Annotated in this window: 18 protein-coding genes, 1 tRNA gene and 1 riboswitch; of the genes, 4 read left to right on the top strand and 15 right to left on the bottom strand. The window is 70.6% G+C overall.

Going from position 1 to position 19022, the window contains the following annotated elements:
- Window positions 1-12 precede the first annotated feature (12 nt).
- Window positions 13-231 carry a hypothetical protein gene (locus ACFY3I_RS37690; RefSeq protein WP_365284481.1) on the bottom strand — a complete coding sequence of 73 codons (219 nt, stop codon included), beginning with the start codon at window positions 229-231 and terminating at the stop codon, window positions 13-15.
- A gap of 69 nt (window positions 232-300) precedes the next feature.
- Window positions 301-516 (bottom strand): hypothetical protein, encoded by a 216-nt coding sequence (locus tag ACFY3I_RS37685; protein WP_365284483.1) that lies wholly within the window; start codon window positions 514-516, stop codon window positions 301-303.
- Window positions 517-747: 231 nt separating this feature from the next.
- On the opposite strand from ACFY3I_RS37685, the gene ACFY3I_RS37680 reads away from it, so the two are divergent.
- Both ACFY3I_RS37680 and ACFY3I_RS37675 read left to right on the top strand, forming a co-directional pair.
- Window positions 748-1146: a helix-turn-helix transcriptional regulator gene (locus ACFY3I_RS37680; RefSeq protein ID WP_365284485.1), complete on the top strand. Its 399-nt coding sequence runs from the start codon at window positions 748-750 to the stop codon at window positions 1144-1146.
- 214 nt (window positions 1147-1360) lie between these two features.
- Complete coding sequence (locus ACFY3I_RS37675; RefSeq protein WP_365284486.1) at window positions 1361-1612, top strand: hypothetical protein; 252 nt, start codon at window positions 1361-1363, stop codon at window positions 1610-1612.
- A 48-nt stretch (window positions 1613-1660) separates the two neighbouring features.
- Here the strand turns inward: ACFY3I_RS37675 and ACFY3I_RS37670 are convergent.
- Window positions 1661-1743, bottom strand: a tRNA-Leu gene (locus ACFY3I_RS37670).
- A 425-nt stretch (window positions 1744-2168) separates the two neighbouring features.
- On the opposite strand from ACFY3I_RS37670, the gene ACFY3I_RS37665 reads away from it, so the two are divergent.
- Both ACFY3I_RS37665 and ACFY3I_RS37660 read left to right on the top strand, forming a co-directional pair.
- Window positions 2169-2969: an ABC transporter ATP-binding protein gene (locus ACFY3I_RS37665; protein ID WP_390865531.1), complete on the top strand. Its 801-nt coding sequence runs from the start codon at window positions 2169-2171 to the stop codon at window positions 2967-2969.
- On the top strand, window positions 2969-5497 hold the full coding sequence (locus ACFY3I_RS37660; protein WP_390865480.1) for an ABC transporter permease: 2529 nt from the start codon (window positions 2969-2971) through the stop codon (window positions 5495-5497). Before ACFY3I_RS37665 ends, ACFY3I_RS37660 begins: the two co-directional genes overlap by 1 nt.
- Before the next feature lie 62 nt (window positions 5498-5559).
- On the opposite strand, the gene ACFY3I_RS37655 is transcribed toward ACFY3I_RS37660, so the two are convergent.
- The 12 genes from ACFY3I_RS37655 to ACFY3I_RS37600 all read right to left on the bottom strand — a co-directional run bounded on the left by ACFY3I_RS37655 (window position 5560) and on the right by ACFY3I_RS37600 (window position 19017).
- A complete protein-coding gene (locus ACFY3I_RS37655; RefSeq protein WP_390865479.1) occupies window positions 5560-6849 on the bottom strand; it encodes a class I SAM-dependent methyltransferase in 1290 nt (429 codons plus the stop codon).
- Window positions 6850-7063: 214 nt separating this feature from the next.
- Window positions 7064-8443: an NAD(P)/FAD-dependent oxidoreductase gene (locus ACFY3I_RS37650; protein ID WP_390865478.1), complete on the bottom strand. Its 1380-nt coding sequence runs from the start codon at window positions 8441-8443 to the stop codon at window positions 7064-7066.
- 475 nt (window positions 8444-8918) lie between these two features.
- Complete coding sequence (locus ACFY3I_RS37645) at window positions 8919-9911, bottom strand: exopolyphosphatase (protein WP_390865477.1); 993 nt, start codon at window positions 9909-9911, stop codon at window positions 8919-8921.
- A gap of 54 nt (window positions 9912-9965) precedes the next feature.
- Window positions 9966-10490, bottom strand: coding sequence for a DUF501 domain-containing protein (locus ACFY3I_RS37640; protein WP_390865476.1), 525 nt, complete (start codon window positions 10488-10490; stop codon window positions 9966-9968).
- A gap of 29 nt (window positions 10491-10519) precedes the next feature.
- Window positions 10520-10996 (bottom strand): septum formation initiator family protein, encoded by a 477-nt coding sequence (locus tag ACFY3I_RS37635; protein ID WP_365284498.1) that lies wholly within the window; start codon window positions 10994-10996, stop codon window positions 10520-10522.
- Between the two features lie 135 nt (window positions 10997-11131).
- Entirely contained in the window at window positions 11132-12418 is a 1287-nt protein-coding gene (eno, locus tag ACFY3I_RS37630) for a phosphopyruvate hydratase (RefSeq protein WP_351320945.1), read from the bottom strand.
- A 332-nt stretch (window positions 12419-12750) separates the two neighbouring features.
- Window positions 12751-13425, bottom strand: a complete 675-nt coding sequence (locus ACFY3I_RS37625) for a transglycosylase family protein (RefSeq protein WP_390865475.1) — start codon at window positions 13423-13425, stop codon at window positions 12751-12753.
- Window positions 13426-13428: 3 nt separating this feature from the next.
- Window positions 13429-13600, bottom strand: a riboswitch (cyclic di-AMP (ydaO/yuaA leader).
- Between the two features lie 199 nt (window positions 13601-13799).
- Window positions 13800-14807 (bottom strand): transglycosylase family protein, encoded by a 1008-nt coding sequence (locus ACFY3I_RS37620; protein WP_390865474.1) that lies wholly within the window; start codon window positions 14805-14807, stop codon window positions 13800-13802.
- 186 nt (window positions 14808-14993) lie between these two features.
- The gene (locus tag ACFY3I_RS37615; RefSeq protein WP_390865473.1) at window positions 14994-16271 is read right to left on the bottom strand and encodes a cytochrome P450; all 1278 of its coding nucleotides are present in this window, start codon (window positions 16269-16271) and stop codon (window positions 14994-14996) included.
- Between the two features lie 253 nt (window positions 16272-16524).
- Complete coding sequence (locus tag ACFY3I_RS37610; RefSeq protein WP_390865472.1) at window positions 16525-17523, bottom strand: nucleoside triphosphate pyrophosphohydrolase; 999 nt, start codon at window positions 17521-17523, stop codon at window positions 16525-16527.
- Between the two features lie 95 nt (window positions 17524-17618).
- Window positions 17619-18266, bottom strand: coding sequence for a SurA N-terminal domain-containing protein (locus ACFY3I_RS37605; protein WP_365284509.1), 648 nt, complete (start codon window positions 18264-18266; stop codon window positions 17619-17621).
- A 145-nt stretch (window positions 18267-18411) separates the two neighbouring features.
- The gene (locus ACFY3I_RS37600; protein WP_390865471.1) at window positions 18412-19017 is read right to left on the bottom strand and encodes a hypothetical protein; all 606 of its coding nucleotides are present in this window, start codon (window positions 19015-19017) and stop codon (window positions 18412-18414) included.
- Between the last annotated feature and the right edge of the window lie 5 nt (window positions 19018-19022).

Raw genomic sequence — 19022 nt, 5'->3', positions numbered from 1 at the left:
CGCTCCCGGGGACTACTGGGTGACGCTGATCGACTGCGCGGCCTGCGAGCTGGCGGACGACCACGAGGAGTGGTCGTTCAGCGCGGCGGACTGGTTGGACGCCTCGATGTTGGCAACGTGCTTGGTGACGTTGACGGTCTTGCCGAAGCTGAACTTCAGCTTGCCGAGGGCCTCGCGGCCCGGCAGCAGCTCGGCGGACTCGTTCTCCAGCTCGTTCATGTCCATGCTCATGACGGATGTCCTTTCGTTCTGTGTGCGATGAGGTCGATGTCGGCACCGGCGCCGTGCGCCGGCGCGGTACTACTGGTGGACGCTGATGTTCTGGGCGGCGCCGGAGTCGGCCGCCGACCACGCCGAGTGGTCGTTCAGCGCGGCGGACTCGTTGGCGGCGCTGATGTTGGCGACGTGCTTGGTCACGTTGACCGTCTTGGTGATGCTGAACTTCAGCTTGCCCAGGGCCTCACGACCCGGCAGCAGCTCCGCGGACTCGGCCTCGAGCTCATGGGCGTCCATCATGATCGCTTCCCCCTCAGGGATAGACATTTCCGATCGGACCGAGTCAGGTTCCCCCCGGACTCTGTCCAATCTGGTCGGACGTGCTGTCCAACGAGATTGGACACTAGGCCCTCCGAGACCCGCCGCGCAACCCCTTCCGGAAATCACCCACTCGGCCGATCGCGGCGGCGACCGTAGAATCGGCCGCGACATGGCAGGACTCCGCAGGTGGCGAGCAGGAAGAGACGGTCAGTGGCCAACGCACTGCAGCAGTTGATCCGTGAGCACCTCGACCGCAAGGGCTGGTCCTACGGCGACGTGGCGCGGCGCGGCGGCATCCCCCGCTCCACCGTCCACCACCTGGCCACCGCCGAGCGGGTGGTCCGCATGCCGCAGACCACCACCCTGGAGGGCCTGGCCAAGGGACTGGAGCTGCCGCTGGAGAGCGTGCGCCGGGCCGCCGCCGAGGCGTGCGGGATCCACGTGTACGACACCTCGCCGGACGCGGAACCGGACAAGGCCGCCGCCGACCCCGAGGTCGCGCTCCTCATCGCGAGCGTCCAGAAACTGTCGGCGGACGACCGCCGGCACGTCACCGCCCTGGTCGAGTCGCTGCTGGACCGTTCCTCCAGACCCGCCGGGGAGAGCTGACCGCCTCCGGGTCACGCGCCCCCGGACGCCCCCGACCCCCCGGACCGCGGTCCGCCGTCGGACCGTTCTTCGAACGCTCTCGGACGGTCTTTCGCCAAGTCGGAAAAAGAATCCGACTCCGCACGAAACCGTGAAGATCCAGGACTAGTCTCTCGTTCTGCCCGGGACGCGAGAGCCGCACGACCACGGGCTCTCAGGGGGAAATGTGTTGTTCGTGCACGGCGGACCGGCCACGGCCGTGGTCCGGGGACCCGAGGGCGAGTCGGTCGTCCTGCTGTCCGGGGAACTGCCCGAGGTGCTCACCGACGCCTCGGTGACCGAGTTGCTCGATCTGGCCGCCGCCATCCTGGACGCCGGCGAACTCGTCCTCTTCGAGGAGTGCCTGCACGCGCTGCGCCGCAACGGCATGCGGGCGGGCCGCCGCATCGAGGTCGACGGCGCGGTCCTGACCGTCTACGAGGGGTGAGCCGAGACTCCGAGGGACGAGCCACCGCGCCCGTGAGGGCGCGGGAAGTGCCCGGAACCGGACTTGAACCGGTACGCCCGCGAGGGGCAGCGAGGTTTAAGCTCGCCGTGTCTGCATTCCACCATCCGGGCAGGCCATGGGCTCCGCAAAGAGATTCCGAGCCTATCGGGAGGCGTCCCCCGAACAGCGGACGGACGACCCGATGTTGTCTTATTTTATTGACGTCTGAGGGTGCATCAGCCACCGGAACGAGCCATCCGCACTTGCCAATAGCGTTACGCGGGGTGGGTGCACGCGTACACGGAATGACGGAATTTCACCGTCCGAACAAGGGGGCTCCACCTGTTCTCGACGACTCGGACCCAGGGTCCGCCGTCATCCCCAGGTATGACCCGGCGCGCTCCGGTCCCCCCTCGGTCGCCCCCCGGAACCGGAACTGCGGCTGACTACACGGGCCGTCGCGGCCGGGACGATGGACACGTCCCCATGAACGCCGTCGTCCCGACAGGAGCACCCTTCCGTGTCCACCACACCCTCCTCCCAACTTCGTCCGGGAGTGCCCCCGGCCGACCGGCGGACCACCTCCGTGGCCGCTCGCGCCACGGAGCTGTCCAAGATCTACGGGCAGGGTGAGACGCAGGTCGTCGCCCTGGACCGGGTCACCGTCGAGTTCCGGCAGGCCGAGTTCACCGCGATCATGGGGCCCTCCGGCTCCGGCAAGTCCACGCTGATGCACTGCGTGGCGGGCCTCGACACCTTCTCCTCGGGTTCCGTGCGGATCGGCGAGACCGAGCTGGGCTCGCTGAAGGACAAGCAGCTCACCAAGTTGCGCCGGGACAAGATCGGCTTCATCTTCCAGGCGTTCAACCTGCTGCCGACGCTGACCGCGCTGGAGAACATCACGCTCCCGATGGACATCGCGGGCCGCAAGCCGGACAAGCAGTGGCTCGACGACGTCATCCGGATGGTGGGCCTCCGGGACCGGCTCAGCCACCGGCCGGCGCAGCTCTCCGGAGGCCAGCAGCAGCGCGTCGCCGTCGCCCGCGCCCTGGCCTCCCGGCCGGAGATCATCTTCGGCGACGAGCCGACCGGAAACCTCGACTCCCGCTCCGGCGCCGAGGTGCTGGGCTTCCTGCGCAACTCCGTGCGGGAGCTGGGCCAGACCGTCGTCATGGTCACTCACGACCCGGTGGCGGCCTCGTACGCGGACCGTGTCGTCTTCCTGGCCGACGGCCGGGTCGTCGACGAGATGTACCGCCCGACGGCGGACGGGGTCCTCGACTTCATGCGCCACCTTCCCGGCGGCGGCGGCACCCCCCAGCCCCCCGAGTTCGAGGCGAAGGGCCGGACCAGCTGATGTTCCGCACCGCCCTGCGCAACGTCCTCGCGCACAAGGCCCGGCTGCTGATGACCGTGCTCGCCGTGATGCTCGGCGTGGCCTTCGTCTCCGGCACCCTGGTCTTCACCAACACCATCTCGGACGCCTTCCAGAACAGCTCCGCCAAGGGCTTCGACGGTGTCGACGTGGCCGTACAGGCCAAGTACCAGGACTCCAAGGGCGATCAGGTGGGCAGGACGCCCGATCTCACCCAGGCGCTGCTCGAGAAGGCCGAGAAGGTTCCCGGTGCGGCGTCCGCCACCGGGGTCGTCTCCGGGTTCACCGCGATCGCCGACAAGGACGGCAAGCTGATCGGCGGCGGCTGGCAGTCCGAGGGCGGCAACTACTGGGGGGCCGAGGACTCCCGCTACCCGCTGGCCGCCGGACACGCGCCGCACGGCGCGAACGAGGTGCTGATCGACTCCAGGACCGCCGAGCGGGCCGGCTACAAGGTCGGCGACACCGTGCGCATCTCGGTGAACGGCCCGGTCCTGAAGCCCACCGTGGCCGGCGTCTTCACCACCGACGACGGCAACGTCGCGGCCGGCGGCAGCCTCGCCCTGTTCGACACGGCCACCGCCCAGCACCTGTTCGGCAAGAAGGGCGCGTACGACGAGATCGACGTGACCGCGAAGCCGGGCACCGGCCAGGGCGACCTCAAGGCCCAGCTGGACCGGGCGCTGCCCGCGAAGCTCGTGGAGACCACCACCGGGCACAAGCTCGCCGACGACCAGGCCGAGGCCATCTCCAGCAGCATGAGCGGCCTGCGCCAGGGCCTGCTGGTCTTCGCCGGCATCGCGCTGTTCGTCGGCACGTTCATCATCGCCAACACCTTCACCATGCTGGTGGCCCAGCGCACCAAGGAACTGGCGCTGCTGCGCGCGGTGGGCGCCTCCCGCCGCCAGGTCACCCGCTCGGTGCTGATCGAGGCGTTCGTGGTCGGCGCGGTGGCCGGAGTGGCCGGTCTGGTCGCCGGCATCGGCATCGGCGCCGGACTGCGCGCGCTGATGGGCTCGTTCGGCGCGACCGTGCCGGACGGCCCGCTGGTCATCACGCCCGGCACGGTGGCCGCCGCGCTGGTGGTCGGCGTCGTCATCACCATGCTGGCGGCCTGGCTGCCCGGCCGCCGGGCCGCGAAGATCCCGCCGGTCGCCGCGATGAGCGCCCTGCACGCCGCCCCGACCACCAAGTCGCTGGTGCTGCGCAACACGATCGGCGCCCTGTTCTCGGCGGCGGGCGTGACGGTGATCCTGGCGGCGACCACGATGAACGGCAGCGACGGCCAGGCCCCCATGGGCCTCGGCGCCGTTCTCCTCATCATCGGCGTCTTCGTGCTGACCCCGCTGCTGTCCCGCCCGCTGATCGCGGCCGCGGCCCCGCTGCTGCGCGGGTTCGGTGTCGCCGGGAAGCTGGCCCGGCAGAACTCGGTGCGCAACCCGCGCCGTACCGCCGCGACCGCCTCGGCGCTGATGATCGGCCTGACGCTGATCACCGGCATGACGGTGATGGCGGGCAGCCTGCAGAGGTCCATCGACAAGATGGCGAGTTCGGCGATCCGCGCGGACTACGTCGTCTCGATGGCCAACGGCAACGCGCTCTCGCCCGGCGTGGCGAAGAAGCTCGCGACCGCCGACGGGGTGACCGACAGCAGCCCGCTGCGCGACGCGATCTCCCGGATCGGCGGCGACACCGAGTTCCTGACCGGCGTCAACGGCTCGGCGATCGGCAAACTGACCGACCTCACGGTGGACAGCGGGTCCTTCAGGGTCGGCGGCTCGGACGTGGTCGTCGACGACGACACCGCCAAGTCGCACCACTGGAAGGCCGGCTCGGACTTCACCGTCCACTACGAGGACGGCCGGACGCAGCGGATGACCGTCGCCGGGGTCTACCAGGGCAACCAGATGATCCGCGGGATCATGGTCGACAACGCCGCCCTCACCCCGCACCAGAAGGACCCGGCCGACATGCAGGTCATGGTGAAGACGGCGGACGGCCCGTCGGACGCGGCGAAGGACCGGCTGGAGAAGGCCCTCGGCTCCAACCCCGCGATCAAGGTCCAGGACAAGCAGGACCTGTCCGACTCCATCGCCAAGGCGTTCACGCTGATCCTGAACATGGTCTACGGCCTGCTCGCGATGGCGGTGATCGTCGCGGTCCTCGGTGTCATCAACACCCTGGCCATGTCGGTCTTCGAACGGCAGCAGGAGATCGGCATGCTCCGCGCGATCGGCCTGGACCGCCGGGCGGTCAAGCGGATGGTCCGGCTGGAGTCCCTGGTCATCTCGCTCTTCGGCGGGGTCCTGGGCCTCGGTCTGGGCGTGTTCTTCGGCTGGGCGGCCGGCCGGCTGCTCGGCGCGAAGATGCCGACCTACGAACTGGTCCTGCCCTGGTCCAGGATGGCGCTCTTCCTGGTCCTGGCCGGCCTGGTCGGCGTCCTGGCGGCCCTGTGGCCGGCCCGGCGCGCGGCACGGCTGAACATGCTGACGGCGATCAAGTCCGAGTAGCCGCGGACACGACGGAGGGGCCCCGCACCACACGTGCGGGGCCCCTCCGTCGTACCGCCGGCCTACCGGTTCCAGGTGCGGGTGCGCAGCGGCAGTCCCGACGCGCCCGACTCCGGGGTCCTGACGGCCAGCACCTGGTTGACGCCGATCCGGTTGCGTTCGAAGGCGAGGGCGGAGGCGGCCATGTACAGCCGCCACACCCGGGCCCGGCCCGGAGTGGTGAGCCGTACCGCCCGTGCCCAGTCGGCCTCCAGGTTGACCACCCAGCGGCGCAGGGTGCGGGCGTAGTGCTCGCGGATCGACTCCACGTCCCGCACCTCGAACCCGGCCCGTTCCAGCTGGGTGACGGTGGTGCCGACCGGGGCGAGCTCCCCGTCCGGGAAGACGTAGGAGTCGATGAACCGGTCGACCTGGTACGCCCCCTCGTCGCGCTGCGGGCGCCGCGCGATCTGGTGGTTGAGAAGGCGCCCGCCCGGCTTCAGGAGCCGGTACAGATCGCTCGCGTACTCCAGGTACTTCTCCGCTCCCACGTGCTCGGCCATGCCGATCGACGAGATCGCGTCGTACGGCCCGTCGCGGACGTCCCGGTAGTCCTGGACCCTGATCTCCACCCGGTCCGTCAGACCCTCGTCCGCGACCCGTTTACGGGCGTACGCGGCCTGCTCCTGGGAGAGGGTGATCCCGACGACGCTCACGCCGTGCTCACGGGCCGCGTGGATCGCCATCGAGCCCCAGCCGCAGCCGACGTCGAGCAGCCGCTGACCCGGGTTCAGGTCGAGCTTGCGGCAGACGAGTTCGAGCTTGTCGCGCTGGGCGGACTCCAGCGTGCCGCCGTCCTCCCAGTACGCGCAGGAGTAGACCATCGACGGGCCGAGGACGGTCTCGTAGAAGTCGTTCCCGACGTCGTAGTGGTGGCTGATGGCCTGCTTGTCACTGCGGCGGGTGTGCAGATGGCCGCGTCTGCGCACCTCCTCGCGGGGCGGGGTGGGCGGCAGCGGCGGTCCGGCGAGCCGCAGCAGCTCCCGGACGGCGGCCCGTACCTCGGGGTCGCGCAGGGCCTGGACGAGGGTACGCCCGTCCTCCCCGCGCTCCCAGATCAGTCCGGACATCGCCGCCAGGGCGCCGTACAGGTCGCCCTCGATGTCCAGGTCGCCGGCGACCCAGGCCCGGGCGAGGCCCAGTTCACCCGGCTTGAACAGCATGTAACGCAGGGCACGGCGGTTGCGGATCACTATCGCCGGGGCGCCCGGCGGTCCAGCCTGTGATCCGTCCCAGGCCCGCAGCCGTACCGGGAGCGGGACTCCCAGCACCTGCTCGGCAACACTCCTCAGCCGCGACGCGGCGTCGGCCATGGCGCACACCTCCAAGACGACGATCCCGGATGCCGGTTACCACGTAAACACCGTGAGGGCAGCATCGCAGTCCCGCGAAGGAGTTACGACTGAGCAAAACGTCTGTAGTGGCCACGCAGTTGCGCGGTGGCCGGGAACGCCGAAGGACCTCCCGCACCACGGATGGCGGGAGGTCCTTCGGATGGTTCTCGGCGGACCGTCGGGCAGGCTCGGGCTAGGAGGCCTTGGCCTTCTCCTCGGTCTTCGGGGCGGCGACCGGGGCCGGCTTGGCGGCCTCGTAGAACTCCTCGCGGGGGTTCTCCATGGCACCCAGGGACACGACCTCGCGCTTGAGGAACATGCCGAGCGTCCAGTCCGCGAAGATGCGGATCTTGCGGTTCCAGGTCGGCATCGCCATACCGTGGTAGCCACGGTGCATGTACCAGGCCAGACGGCCCTTGACCTTGATCTTCGTCTTGCCCAGGACGATCATCGCGACGCCCTTGTGCAGACCCAGACCGGCGACCGCGCCCTTGTTGGCGTGGCTGTACTCCTTCTGCGGGAAGCCCCGCATGCCGGAGACCACGTTGTCGCCGAGGACCTTGGCCTGACGGAGCGCGTGCTGCGCGTTCGGCGGGCACCAGGCGTTCTCGACACCGGCCTTGCGGGCGGCGACGTCCGGCACCTGGGCGTTGTCGCCCGCGGCCCAGATGTAGTCGGTGCCCTGCACCTGGAGGGTGGGGGCGGTGTCCACGTGGCCGCGCGGGCCGAGCGGCAGACCGAAGCGGGAGAGCGCCGGGTTCGGCTTGACGCCGGCGGTCCACACGATCGTGTTGGAGTCGACCTCCAGGCCGTTCTTCAGCACGACGTGGCCGTCCACGCAGGAGTCCATCGAGGTGGAGAGGTAGATCTCCACACCGCGGCTCTCCAGGTGCTCCTTGCCGTACAGGCCGAGCTTGGGGCCGACCTCGGGGAGGATCTTGTCGGCGGCGTCGACCAGGACGAAGCGCATGTCCTCACGGGACACGTTCTTGTAGTACTTCGCCGCGTCGCGCGCCATGTCCTCGACCTCGCCGATGGTCTCCGCGCCCGCGAAGCCGCCGCCGATGAAGACGAAGGTGAGCGCCTTGCGGCGGATCTCCTCGTCGGTCGTGGAGTCGGCCTTGTCCAGCTGCTCCAGGACGTGGTTGCGCAGACCGATGGACTCCTCGATGCCCTTCATGCCGATGCCCTGTTCGGCGAGGCCGGGGATCGGGAAGGTGCGGGAGACCGCGCCGAGTGCGATGACCAGGTAGTCGAAGGGCAGCTCGTACGCCTCGCCCACGAGGGGGGCGATCGTGGCGACCTTGCGGTCCTGGTCGATGGTGGTGACCCGGCCGGTGAGGACCTCCGCCTTCGGCAGCACGCGTCGCAACGGGACGACGACATGCCGAGGGGAGATGCTGCCGGCGGCGGCTTCGGGGAGGAAGGGCTGGTAGGTCATGTACGACCGGGGGTCGACGACCGTGACGGTCGCCTCGCCGTAGCGCATCTTCTTGAGGATGCGCCGAGCTGCGTACAGGCCTACGTACCCACCGCCTACTACGAGGATCCTGGGACGCTCCGTGGTGCTCATGGGATCGAGTATCCACCCGCCTCAGGGGGGGCGCTCGTGCGCCCCTTCACAAGGTCCTACAGGGGTCGTGCTACACTCCGCCGCTCACGTGACCCAGGTCATGGTCGACGGTGGGAACCCACTTCCGATACGACCCGTTGTCAATGCCGTGTGAGCTGCCGCTCCGGCCTTCCGGAGACATCGCGCAGGCACCGGATGTCACCCACATGAGGACCTCCGGAAACACCCCCGAAACGCTCTCCTGAGCACGCGCCCGGGGCCGTTGAGCCCCCGAACGGGCCAACGGGCACCCCTGGACCCCCCACCTGCACCGAATTCCTTGTGAAGAACTTCACGAAGGTTTCCGCCGGGGTGTCGTGGCACGGCGTGTCACGGGCCGTCCGGCCGCTCACCCGGCCACCTCCCGCGCTCATCCGAGGAGCCCGAAAGGGGTGGTGGGACGGCCTGCGGCGGGCCCGGAACGGGGCCCGGAGGATCAGGCGACGGACCAGGCGATGCCGTCCAGGATGTCGTGTTCGCTCACCACGACCTCCGCGGCGCCCACCCGCTCCATGATCGACAGCAGTACGAGGGCCCCGGCGCCGATGACGTCGACCCGCCCGGGGTGCATGGAGGGGATCGCGGCGCGCTCGGCGTGGGTGGACCCCAGCAGCCGCTCGGTGATCTCCCGGACCCGGGCGTAGGGGATACGGGAGTGGTGGATCGCGGCGGAGTCGTACTCCGGCAGGTCCTGGTGGATCGCGGAGAGGGTGGTGACGGAGCCGGCCAGACCGACCAGGGTGCGCGCCTCGCCCAGCGGCACGGTCTGCTCCGCGAGGTCCAGGGCGTGCTCGATGTCCGCCCGCATGGCGGCGATCTCCGCCTCGGAGGGCGGGTCGGCGACCCGCCCCTCGTGCACCAGGTGCCGCTCGGTCATCCGCACACAGCCGACGTCCACGGACCGCGCGGCCCGCACCTGCCCGTCCCCGACGACGAACTCGGTGGAGCCGCCGCCGATGTCCACGACGAGGAACGGCCTGTCGAGGTCGCCCACCCGTCGCCCACCACCCTCGATCGAAGGGCGCTCCGCGCCCCCTTGGTTTTGCCCCGCCAGCTCCCGCGTGGCACCCGTGAAGGAGAACTCGGCCTCCTGGTCGCCGCTGATGACCTCCGGCTCGACGCCGAGGATGTCCAGCACACCGCGGACGAAGTCGTCCCGGTTCTCGGCGTCCCGGGAGGCGGAGGTGGCCACGAACCGCAGCCGCTCGGCGCCGTACTCCTTGATGACCGCCGCGTACTCCCGGCAGGCGGCGAAGGTCCGCTCCAGCGCCTCCGGCGCGAGCCGTCCGGTCCGGTCGACCCCCTGCCCGAGCCGTACGATCACCATCCGCCGGTCCAGGTCGACGAGTTCACCCGTCTCCGGGTCGGCGTCGGCGACGAGCAGCCGGATGGAGTTGGTACCGCAATCGATCGCGGCGACGCGGGTCATGGCTGGTGTTTCCTCACTCTGTAGGTGACCTTGTGGCGGACCGGGCGGCGACGGTCAGCCGTCGGCGGAGGGCACCACGCACGCCCCCTTGGCCCACCACTCGGGCAGCATGGCGATCGCCTCGTCGCCCAGCGGGTTCACACCTGGTCCCGCGGCCAGCGAGTGGGCCACCAGCACGTGCAGGCACTTCACCCGGTCCGGCATCCCGCCGGCGCTCGGGAAGCCCGTCAGCTCCTCGATCTCGTCCCGGCGCCGGATGTAGTCCTCGTGCGCGGCCCGGTACGCCGCCGCCAGCTCCGGATCGCTCTCCAGCCGGGCCGTCATCTCCTTCATCACGCCGTTGGCCTCCAGGGTGCCGATGGCGGAGGCCGCCTTCGGGCACGTGAGGTAGTACAGCGTCGGGAACGGCGTGCCGTCCGGCAGCCGCGGCGCGGTCTCCACGACGTCCGGCTGCCCGCACAGGCAGCGGTGCGCGATCGCCCGCAGCCCGCGCGGTGGCCGCCCGAGCTGCTGCTTGAAGGCCTCGACGTCGGCGTCGGTCGGCTCGGTGCGCGGAGTGGAGGGCGGAGGCGTTTGCATGACTGTGTTCTGCGTGGCTTTCTGTCGGTTCACTGGTCGGACGCGTCGGACTTGTCGACGCCGTCCCAGACGTTCGCGTACCAGGGCCGGTCGGCCGCCCCGAGGTAGGCGTGTGCCTGCTTGGCGGCATTGGGGTCGATGACGATGTAGCCCGTCTCCCCCGGCATCACGTAGTGCAGCCGCAGCCGGATCTGCTGCTCGGCGTACGCGTCGTCCTGCCACCGCGCCTTGACGTCCCGCAGCTGCTCGACCCGCTGCCGGGCCCGCTGCTGCTGACGTTGCAGGTCGGAGATCTCGGCGCGCTGGGAGACGTACTGCCGCATCGGGTAGGCGAGCGCGACGATCATCGTGCACAGCACGATCGCGAGCAGCGCGGCACGGCCGGTGAGCCGGGAGCGGCGGGCCTGCCGTTTGGTCTGGGAGCGGTAGACCCGGGCCGCCGTCTGCTCGCCGAGCAGCTTCAGCCTGGTCGCGGTGGAGAACCGGTCCCGGTCCCTCACGGCCATGTCCCCGCCTCCCGTTCACACGCGCGTACGTCCCCGCACACGGTACGGGACCGGTACGGGGACGTACGTACGACTGGCGCAGCCTTGACCCTTAACGGGTCAGCGACCCCTGACGGATCGGTGGCCCCGCGCGGGTCAGCCCTTGAAGCGCGGGAAGGCGCTGCGGCCGGCGTACACCGCGGCGTCGTCGAGGATCTCCTCGATGCGCAGCAGCTGGTTGTACTTGGCGACGCGCTCGGAGCGGGCCGGGGCGCCGGTCTTGATCTGGCCGCAGTTGGTGGCGACGGCGAGGTCGGCGATGGTGACGTCCTCGGTCTCGCCGGAGCGGTGGGACATCATGCACTTGAAGCCGTTGCGCTGAGCCAGCTCGACGGCGTCCAGGGTCTCGGTGAGCGAACCGATCTGGTTCACCTTCACCAGCAGGGCGTTGGCGGCGCCGTCCTCGATGCCGCGGGCCAGGCGCTCCGGGTTGGTGACGAACAGGTCGTCGCCGACGATCTGGACCTTGTCACCGAGCTTGTCGGTGAGGACCTTCCAGCCGGCCCAGTCGTCCTCGAACAGCGGGTCCTCGATGGAGACCAGCGGGTAGGAGGCGACGAGTTCCTCGTAGTACTCGGTCATCTCGGCGGCCGAGCGGGACTTGCCCTCGAACTCGTACTTGCCGTCCTTGTAGAACTCGGACGCGGCGACGTCGAGCGCGAGCGCGATCTGCTCACCGGGGACGTAACCGGCCTGCTTGATCGCCTCCAGGATGAGGTCGAGCGCGGCGCGGTTGGACTCCAGGTTCGGGGCGAAGCCGCCCTCGTCGCCGAGACCGGTGGACAGGCCCTTGTTCTTCAGGACCTTCTTCAGGGTGTGGTAGACCTCGGCGCCCCAGCGCAGCGCCTCGGAGAAGGACTCCGCGCCGATCGGGGCGATCATGAACTCCTGGATGTCCACGTTGGAGTCCGCGTGCGAGCCGCCGTTGAGGATGTTCATCATCGGCACGGGCAGCAGGTGCGCGTTGGGGCCGCCCAGGTAGCGGAACAGCGGCAGGTCGCTGGCCTCGGAGGCGGCGTGCGCGACGGCGAGGGAGACGCCGAGGATGGCGTTGGCGCCGAGCGAGCCCTTGTTGTCGGTGGCGTCCAGGTCGAACATGGCCTGGTCGATCAGGCGCTGCTCGGTGGCGTCGTAGCCGACGAGCTCCGGGCCGATCTGCTCGATCACGGCGAGCACGGCCTTCTCGACGCCCTTGCCGAGGTAGCGGTTGGGGTCGCCGTCACGGAGCTCGATGGCCTCGAAGGCGCCGGTGGAGGCGCCGGAGGGAACGGCGGCACGACCCGTGCTGCCGTCGTCGAGGCCGACCTCGACCTCGACCGTGGGGTTGCCTCGGGAGTCCAGGATTTCCCGGGCTACGACGACGTCGATGGACGGCACGAGCATCTCCTTCTTGGGATGTGACGCTGGTTGTGCGGGCGCACGCGGGCCTTGTCGGCCCTTGCTCAGCCTTGCGACTAGAGCCTATCCGCCCCGGGCCCGTCAGCCGGCCGACCGACCGGCCCGTGGACACACAGACGGTACTCATTGTTCATGTGCGGAACAAAGGGGGGTCCGATGAAGAACGGAAGAAGAGCGGGTCACGAAGAGGAACCCCGCTCCGGTGCGTACGGGGGAAAACGCACCGGAGCGGGGTTCCGTGGGGGGACGGGGGTGGTCCTCACGTGGCTCCCGCCGGACGGGCCACGGTTGCGCGGGGGCTGCGGTGCAGCCGGGTTCTACTTCAGGTGCAGCTGCTGGCCCGGGTAGATGAAGTCGGCGTCGTCGACGATGTCCTTGTTCAGCTTGAACAGCGCCTGCCAGCCGCCCTTGACCTTGTGCTTCACGGCGATCGTGCTGAGCGAGTCGCCCTTGACGACCTTGTACTCGCCGTCGCCCTTCTTGACCTTCTTGCCGGTCGGGGTGGTGACCGTCTTCTTGGCGGCCGGACGCTCGGCGGAGCGGGAGGCGGTCCGGGTGTCGCTCGAGCGGGTGGCGGTGCCGCTGCTCGACGAGCCGCTGGAGCCGGAGCCCCCGGTGGAGGCGCCGGACAGACCCGTGCCGCAGACCGGCCAGGCACCCTTGCCCTGCGCGGCGAGGACCTTCTCGGCGATCTCGATCTGCTGCGCCTTGCTCGCCTGGTTGGCCTGCGCGGCGTACTGCGTGCCGCCGTACGCGGCCCAGGTGGAGGCGGAGAACTGCAGCCCGCCGAAGTAGCCGTTGCCGGTGTTGATGGCCCAGTTGCCACCGGACTCGCACTGGGCGACGGCGTCCCACTCGGAGGCGGTGGCGGCGGAGGCGGTGCCCGAGGCCATCAGCGGAGCGGCGATGGCGACACCGGTGACGCCGGCGAGCGCGGCGGCACGGGTGGCCATGGACGGACGACGGTGCTTGCCCTTGCCGGAAAACAGCATGGAGGATCCCCTCACCGACGCCTGCGAGGTGAGCTGTCGGGTTCGGGCCGAATGAGTTGCCCGGCCGCGCACCTCACGGTGCGCGGCTTCACCCCGAGCCGGACACGGCGGTCTCAACCACCGGTCCCGGCACCTACCTTGGGTCCCCCGCTCCTGCCTACGGCGCTTGACGCGACGACTGTTCCCGGGTGGCCACTGGCAGGACTCGGCGTTGCGGCGGCCGGGGCTCGTGGTGACGAGCGGCCTCGACCGTAAACAGGCGATCAGGTGAATTTCAAAGATGATCAGGGCTTCTGAGACTCATCCCACACTTTCCCCAAATCGGACATTTACCGTCCAAGCAGGGCGAGTTGAGGGGTCCGCCCCTGTCGCCATCAGTCCGTTTCGCCACTGAGTTTCAGGGTCTGACCGGGGGCGATGTCATCCGCGTCGGCACCGATGTCCGCCTTGTTGGCGGCATACAGCGCGCGCCACCCGCCGTCCAGGCCAAGGGAGTCGGCGATGGAGGCGAGCGTGTCGCCGTCCCGGACGGTGTACGTGCCCGCACCCGGCGAGGCATGCCGGCCGGCGGAGGCGGCACTCTGACCGTTTGTCACGTTTTCGTCCGCCGAGGTGCCGCGGTGCTTGCCGCCGCCGGTGACGGCTCCGGTGTCGACCAGATCCCAAGAGCTGCCCGTCTGCCACGAATTGTCCGAGTCGTCGGATTCGGGCACTACGGGGCTCTCGCTGGCCTTTGCGGTATCAGACGCCTTGGATTCCGACTTGTCCTTCTTCGTGGAACCCGCGGCGGAGTCCTTGCCGGAGTCGTCGCTCGCGCTCGGAGACGGGGTGGCGGAGCCGGAGTCCGTGTCACCCGAGCTGTCGTCCGAGGTGCTGGAGGAGCCGGAGGAGCCGGAGTCCAACGAACCGGACGAAGTGGTCGAATTCGACAGTCCCGAGGAGGAATCGGAGGAGCCGGACACGTCGTCCGATCCGTCGAGGCCCGTGTCGACGTTCACCGAGGCGTCGTCCGAGGACAGCCCGGCGAGCAGGGCACAGGTCCGCCAGGGCTTGGTGCCCTGGTCGGCGAGGATCTTCTCGGCGACGGCGATCTGCTGCGAACGGCTCGCCTGGTCCGGCGTGCCGGCGTACTCCTGGCCGCCGTAGTGGTCCCAGTCCTCCTGGGACATCTGCAGGCCGCCGTAGTAGCCGGTGCCCGCGTCCATGCTCCAGGAGCCGCCGCTCTCGCATTCGGCCACCCGGTCCCAGGTGTTTCCGTCGGCCGCGCTGGCGCTCGCCGCGCCGAGGAGCGGAATGGCGATGGCCGAGCCGGTCACGCCGGCCGCGACGAGGAGAGCCGGAGCCTGACGGGGGCGACGGTGACGACCGTTCCCGGAGAGCATGCGGAGACCTTTCGAGCGACAGCGGTGACCGGCGCGACGGGTCCTGCCGGCGCGCCGCACTGATGGGTGAACGTATAGGCAGACGATCACTTGTCACAAGTTAGTGCCGCGCAGATCACGTGAAGATCACATAGTTGAACGCTCGTCATCTTTGCCCCGTGGGAGGGGCCGGCCGCGCCGGCGGGCTCATCGCGCGCCGGGGGTGAACGTCACGGGAAGCGTGCGCAGGCCGCGCATGATGAGCCCGCCACGCCAGCGCAACTCACCCTCGCCAACCGCCAGTTGGAGGTCGGGGAGACGGGTGAGGAGGGTGCCCAGCGCGCTCTGGCCCTCCAGGCGGGCGAGCGGGGCGCCGAGGCAGTAGTGGATGCCGTGGCCGTACCCGAGATGCGGATTGTCCCGCCGTGCCAGATCGAGCGTGTCCGGCTCGCCGAACCGCTCCGGGTCCCGGTCCGCGGCGGCCAGTACGACGAGGACCGGGTCGCCGGAGGCGACCCGCTGCCCGCCGATGTCGAGCGACTCGGTGGCGAACCGCCAGGTGGCCAGCTCCACCGGCCCGTCGTAGCGCAGGAGTTCCTCCACACCGGTCTCCAGCAGGCCGCGCTCGCCGGCGGCCAGCGAGACCTGCAGGCGGCGGCGCTGTTCCGGGTGGGTCAGCAGGGCGTACGTGCCGTTCCCGATGAGGTTGACCGTCGTCTCGAATCCGGCGAACAGCAGGATGAAGGCCATCGCCGCGGCCTCGTTCTCGGTGAGGTGCTCACCGTGGTCGGACGCGCGGATGAGCCCCGAGATGAGGTCCTCGCCGGGGACCGGCTCGGCGGACAGCGCCTCCCGCTTGCGGTGGATCAGCTCGGCCAGGTATCCGCGCATCTTCTTCACGGAGCGCGCCACCCCGCCCCGTGGTCCTCCCCCGTGGCGGATCATCATCCCGGCCCAGTTCCGGAATTCGTCCTGGTCCTCGCGCGGGACGCCGAGCAGGTCGCAGATGGCGTAGATGGGCAGCGGGAAGGCGAACTCGTGGATGAGGTCGGCCTCACCCCGGTCCGCGAACCCGTCGATCAGCCGGTCGGTCAGCTCCTGCACCCGGGGCGCGAACTCGGCCACCCGGCGCGGCGTGAACGCCTTGCTGACCAGCCGGCGCAGCCGGGTGTGGTCCGGCGGGTCGATGTTCAGCAGGTGGGTCATCAGCTCGGCCTTGCGCTCACCGGGGATCCCGGTCTTCCCCTTCGCGTGCGCGGGCTCGTCGTGATGCGCCGGGTTCTTGGACAACCGGGGGTCGGCGAGGGCCTGCCTCGCGTCGGCGTAGCGGGTGACCAGCCAGGCCTCGACCCCGCTGGGGAGCCGGGTGCGGTGCACGGGCGCGTGCTCCCGCAGCCAGGCGTAGGCGGGGTACGGGTCGGCGGCGAACTCCCAGGTGAAGAGTTCGGGGGCGGTGCTGTCGGCGGGGGTGGGCTGGTTGGTCACCCGCTGACGGTATCCGGCGGCCCGGGTCACCGGACCAGGGTGCCGTCCGTCTCCGCGCCGGGGGTTGCCGGGCCGGGCCACCGTCCGTCTCCGCGAGGGTGTCCGCCCGCGAGGGGGCGACGGGTTCGCGAGGGTGCCCGCCCGCGAGGGCGACGGGTCCGCGTCCTGGGCGCGGGGCCGCGAGGGCGACGGGTTCGCGAGGGTGTCCGCCCAAGGGGGCGACGGGTCCGCGTCCTGGGCGCGGGGCCGCCGTCTAGGCGTCCACCCCTTCCGCGGCCCTCACCGCGTCCCGGTACACGCGGGCCGCCGCCCGCAGGGCCGCCTCCGGGTCGGTTCCCTCCGCCTCCGCGCGGGCGGCGAGCGCGAGCAGTTCGTATCCGATGCCCGGCCCCTGCGGCAGCGGCACCTCCAGCCCGGCCGTCCGCACCCGGGAGGCGAGCTTGGACGCCAGCGCCAGACCGGGCTGTGCGAGGGGCACGCCGTCCGTCACCGACGCGCGCCGCTTCTCGATCGCCTTCGTGCGCAGCCAGTGCTCCTTGACCTCCTCGGGTGTCGAGGCGGTCTCGTCACCGAAGACGTGCGGGTGGCGGTGGATGAGCTTGGCGACGATGCCACCGGCCACGTCGTCGATCGAGAAGGGGGCGTCGGGGTCCTCCTCGGCGATGCGTGCGTGGAAGACGACCTGCAGGAGCACGTCGCCCAGCTCCTCCCGCAGTTCGTCGCGGTCGCCCTCCTCGATCGCCTCGACCAGCTCGTACGCCTCCTCGATGGCGTACTTCGCCAGTCCCTCATGGGTGCGCCGCGACGACCAGGGGCACTCCCTGCGGATGCGGTCCATGACCTGGACGAGGTCGAGGAGCCGGGCGCCGGGCAGGTCGTAGGAGGCGGGCAGCAGTTCCAGCTCGGGCATCGCGACCCGGCCGGAGCCGGCGAGGCGGGCGAGGCCGTCGGTGAGGTCCGGCTCGCCCTCGCCCGTCGCCACGACCACCACCGTCCGTCCGCCGGCGCAGGCGTCGACCAGTTCCCCCGCGGCCGGGGCCGCCTCGTCCACGGCCGTCCCGGCCTCCCGCAGATAGGGCAGCTGCGGGTGCGCGCCGTCCGCGCACAGCACCCGGTCCGCCGATCGCAGCGCCTGCCACGCGGGCCAGGACAGCAGGCCGGGGGCGACCCGGTGGCTGGTGGTGAGGAGAATGATCCGGCCGGTGCCAGGGGTGGTGGGAGCGGGTGATTGCGGCCTGGTGGTGTTCACCATCCGAACGTAACGCACCCGCGCGGCCGGCCTCGGGAGTTGTCCACAGGGCAGGGGCGATCAAGCGATCGTATGACCGCCCCTGTCGGTGCCCCCGGCTACGCCGTCGCCTGGGTCCCCGACGACGTGACCTCCCGTACCCACGGCGTCTTCGCGTCCACCCGGCTGCTCTTCTGGACGTCCCAGGCGCCGTAGCGCGGGTTGAGGTCGACGTGGAGTTCCTGGGACGCCTTGGAGAGGGCCTTCCAGAAGGCGGGCTGCGTGGTGTCGGTGCCGAGGAGCCGGGCGAGTTTCTGCGCCTCCAGCTGGAGGCGCAGGTTGTCGTCCAGGCGCTTGGGGGCGATGCCGTACTTCTGGAGCCAGGCGGTCTCCAGCGCCTTGGAACCGCCGGCCTGCTGCGCGAGGCCGGTGCGCATCTGCTGGATCTCCTTGCGGGTGACGCCGATGCCCGCGTCCTGGGCGGCCCGGTGCAGCACCTGGTCGAGGACCATGTTGTGCAGCGTGTCCCGGGTGAGGCTGCTGGTGGAGGCGAGCACCTGCTGGTACTGCTGTTCGTCCGGCACCGCCGCCCGCTGCGCCTGGCGCACCTCGTTCACCCGGGTCTCCAGCTGGGCGACGGTGATCCGCTGACCGCCGACGACGGCCGCCGCGCCCGGGTGCGCGTCGCTTCCGCAGGCGGTGAGGAAGGGGACCGCGGTGGCGATCGCGGCGGACAGGACGAGCGCGGTGCGACGGCGGCGGTGCAAGGATGCCTCCCGAGGAGATTGTGCGGCGGTGCACAAAGTCTTGCGGTGATCGATGGTAGGCAGTGGGCAAGCTCTGGCCAACCCATTCGACCAACGATTCACACGCGTCGGGGGCACCGCCACACGCCCGGAATCGGAAAGGCGGTCAGCCGCGCGCCTCGACCGCTCGCTCGACCGCGCCGCCCACGTCGGCACGCAGACCGGCGCCCACGCGGACGGCCGTCACGTTGGTGCCGGCGGCCGCGGTGTCCCCCACGAGCACAAAGCCCACGTCGCGGTGGACCGGCGCGGCCTGGGCCGCGACCGCGGCCTCGGGCCGGCCGACGGCCAGGACGACGTCGCAGGAGCGCTGGAGCAGGCCGTTGAGGAAGGGGCGCGCGTTGCCGGTGTTCTGTTCGCCGATCACCTGTGCGTAGCTCACGCGCGCGTGGGTCTTCGAAGAGGCGTCCTGCATGCCCTGCCAGACCTCGGCGGCGGTCCCGCCGGTGATTCCCTTCCCGTCGGTGAGCAGACAGGCGTCGACCTCGGTGTAGTGACGGGCCCGGGTGTCGGGGACCCGCGGCCCGCCTTCACCGTCCGGGCGCAGCGCGACCGTCACGATCACCCCGGCGGCGACCACGGCGGCGACCGCCGCCGCGACGAGGACGCGGATGTGCGGGGTGCGCAGGGCGCGCAGCCGTGCGCCCACCGCGCGTCCCACGACCGCGCCCCGCCCGGCCCGCTCCCGCGGAGCCGTGCGTGCCTGTGACACCTGTC

Source organism: Streptomyces sp. NPDC001068, assembly GCF_042897315.1.
Classification (GTDB): domain Bacteria; phylum Actinomycetota; class Actinomycetes; order Streptomycetales; family Streptomycetaceae; genus Streptomyces.
This window is presented reverse-complemented; position numbering and strand designations above follow the sequence as displayed.

Coding starts and splice junctions, on each gene's coding strand:
- ACFY3I_RS37690 (WP_365284481.1), bottom strand. CDS start 231: ATGAGCATGGACATGAACGAGCTGGAGAACGAGTCCGCCGAGCTGCTG.
- ACFY3I_RS37685 (WP_365284483.1), bottom strand. CDS start 516: ATGATGGACGCCCATGAGCTCGAGGCCGAGTCCGCGGAGCTGCTGCCG.
- ACFY3I_RS37660 (WP_390865480.1), top strand. CDS start 2,969: ATGTTCCGCACCGCCCTGCGCAACGTCCTCGCGCACAAGGCCCGGCTG.
- ACFY3I_RS37655 (WP_390865479.1), bottom strand. CDS start 6,849: ATGGCCGACGCCGCGTCGCGGCTGAGGAGTGTTGCCGAGCAGGTGCTG.
- ACFY3I_RS37650 (WP_390865478.1), bottom strand. CDS start 8,443: ATGAGCACCACGGAGCGTCCCAGGATCCTCGTAGTAGGCGGTGGGTAC.
- ACFY3I_RS37645 (WP_390865477.1), bottom strand. CDS start 9,911: ATGACCCGCGTCGCCGCGATCGATTGCGGTACCAACTCCATCCGGCTG.
- ACFY3I_RS37640 (WP_390865476.1), bottom strand. CDS start 10,490: ATGCAAACGCCTCCGCCCTCCACTCCGCGCACCGAGCCGACCGACGCC.
- ACFY3I_RS37635 (WP_365284498.1), bottom strand. CDS start 10,996: ATGGCCGTGAGGGACCGGGACCGGTTCTCCACCGCGACCAGGCTGAAG.
- eno (WP_351320945.1), bottom strand. CDS start 12,418: ATGCTCGTGCCGTCCATCGACGTCGTCGTAGCCCGGGAAATCCTGGAC.
- ACFY3I_RS37625 (WP_390865475.1), bottom strand. CDS start 13,425: ATGCTGTTTTCCGGCAAGGGCAAGCACCGTCGTCCGTCCATGGCCACC.
- ACFY3I_RS37620 (WP_390865474.1), bottom strand. CDS start 14,807: ATGCTCTCCGGGAACGGTCGTCACCGTCGCCCCCGTCAGGCTCCGGCT.
- ACFY3I_RS37610 (WP_390865472.1), bottom strand. CDS start 17,523: ATGGTGAACACCACCAGGCCGCAATCACCCGCTCCCACCACCCCTGGC.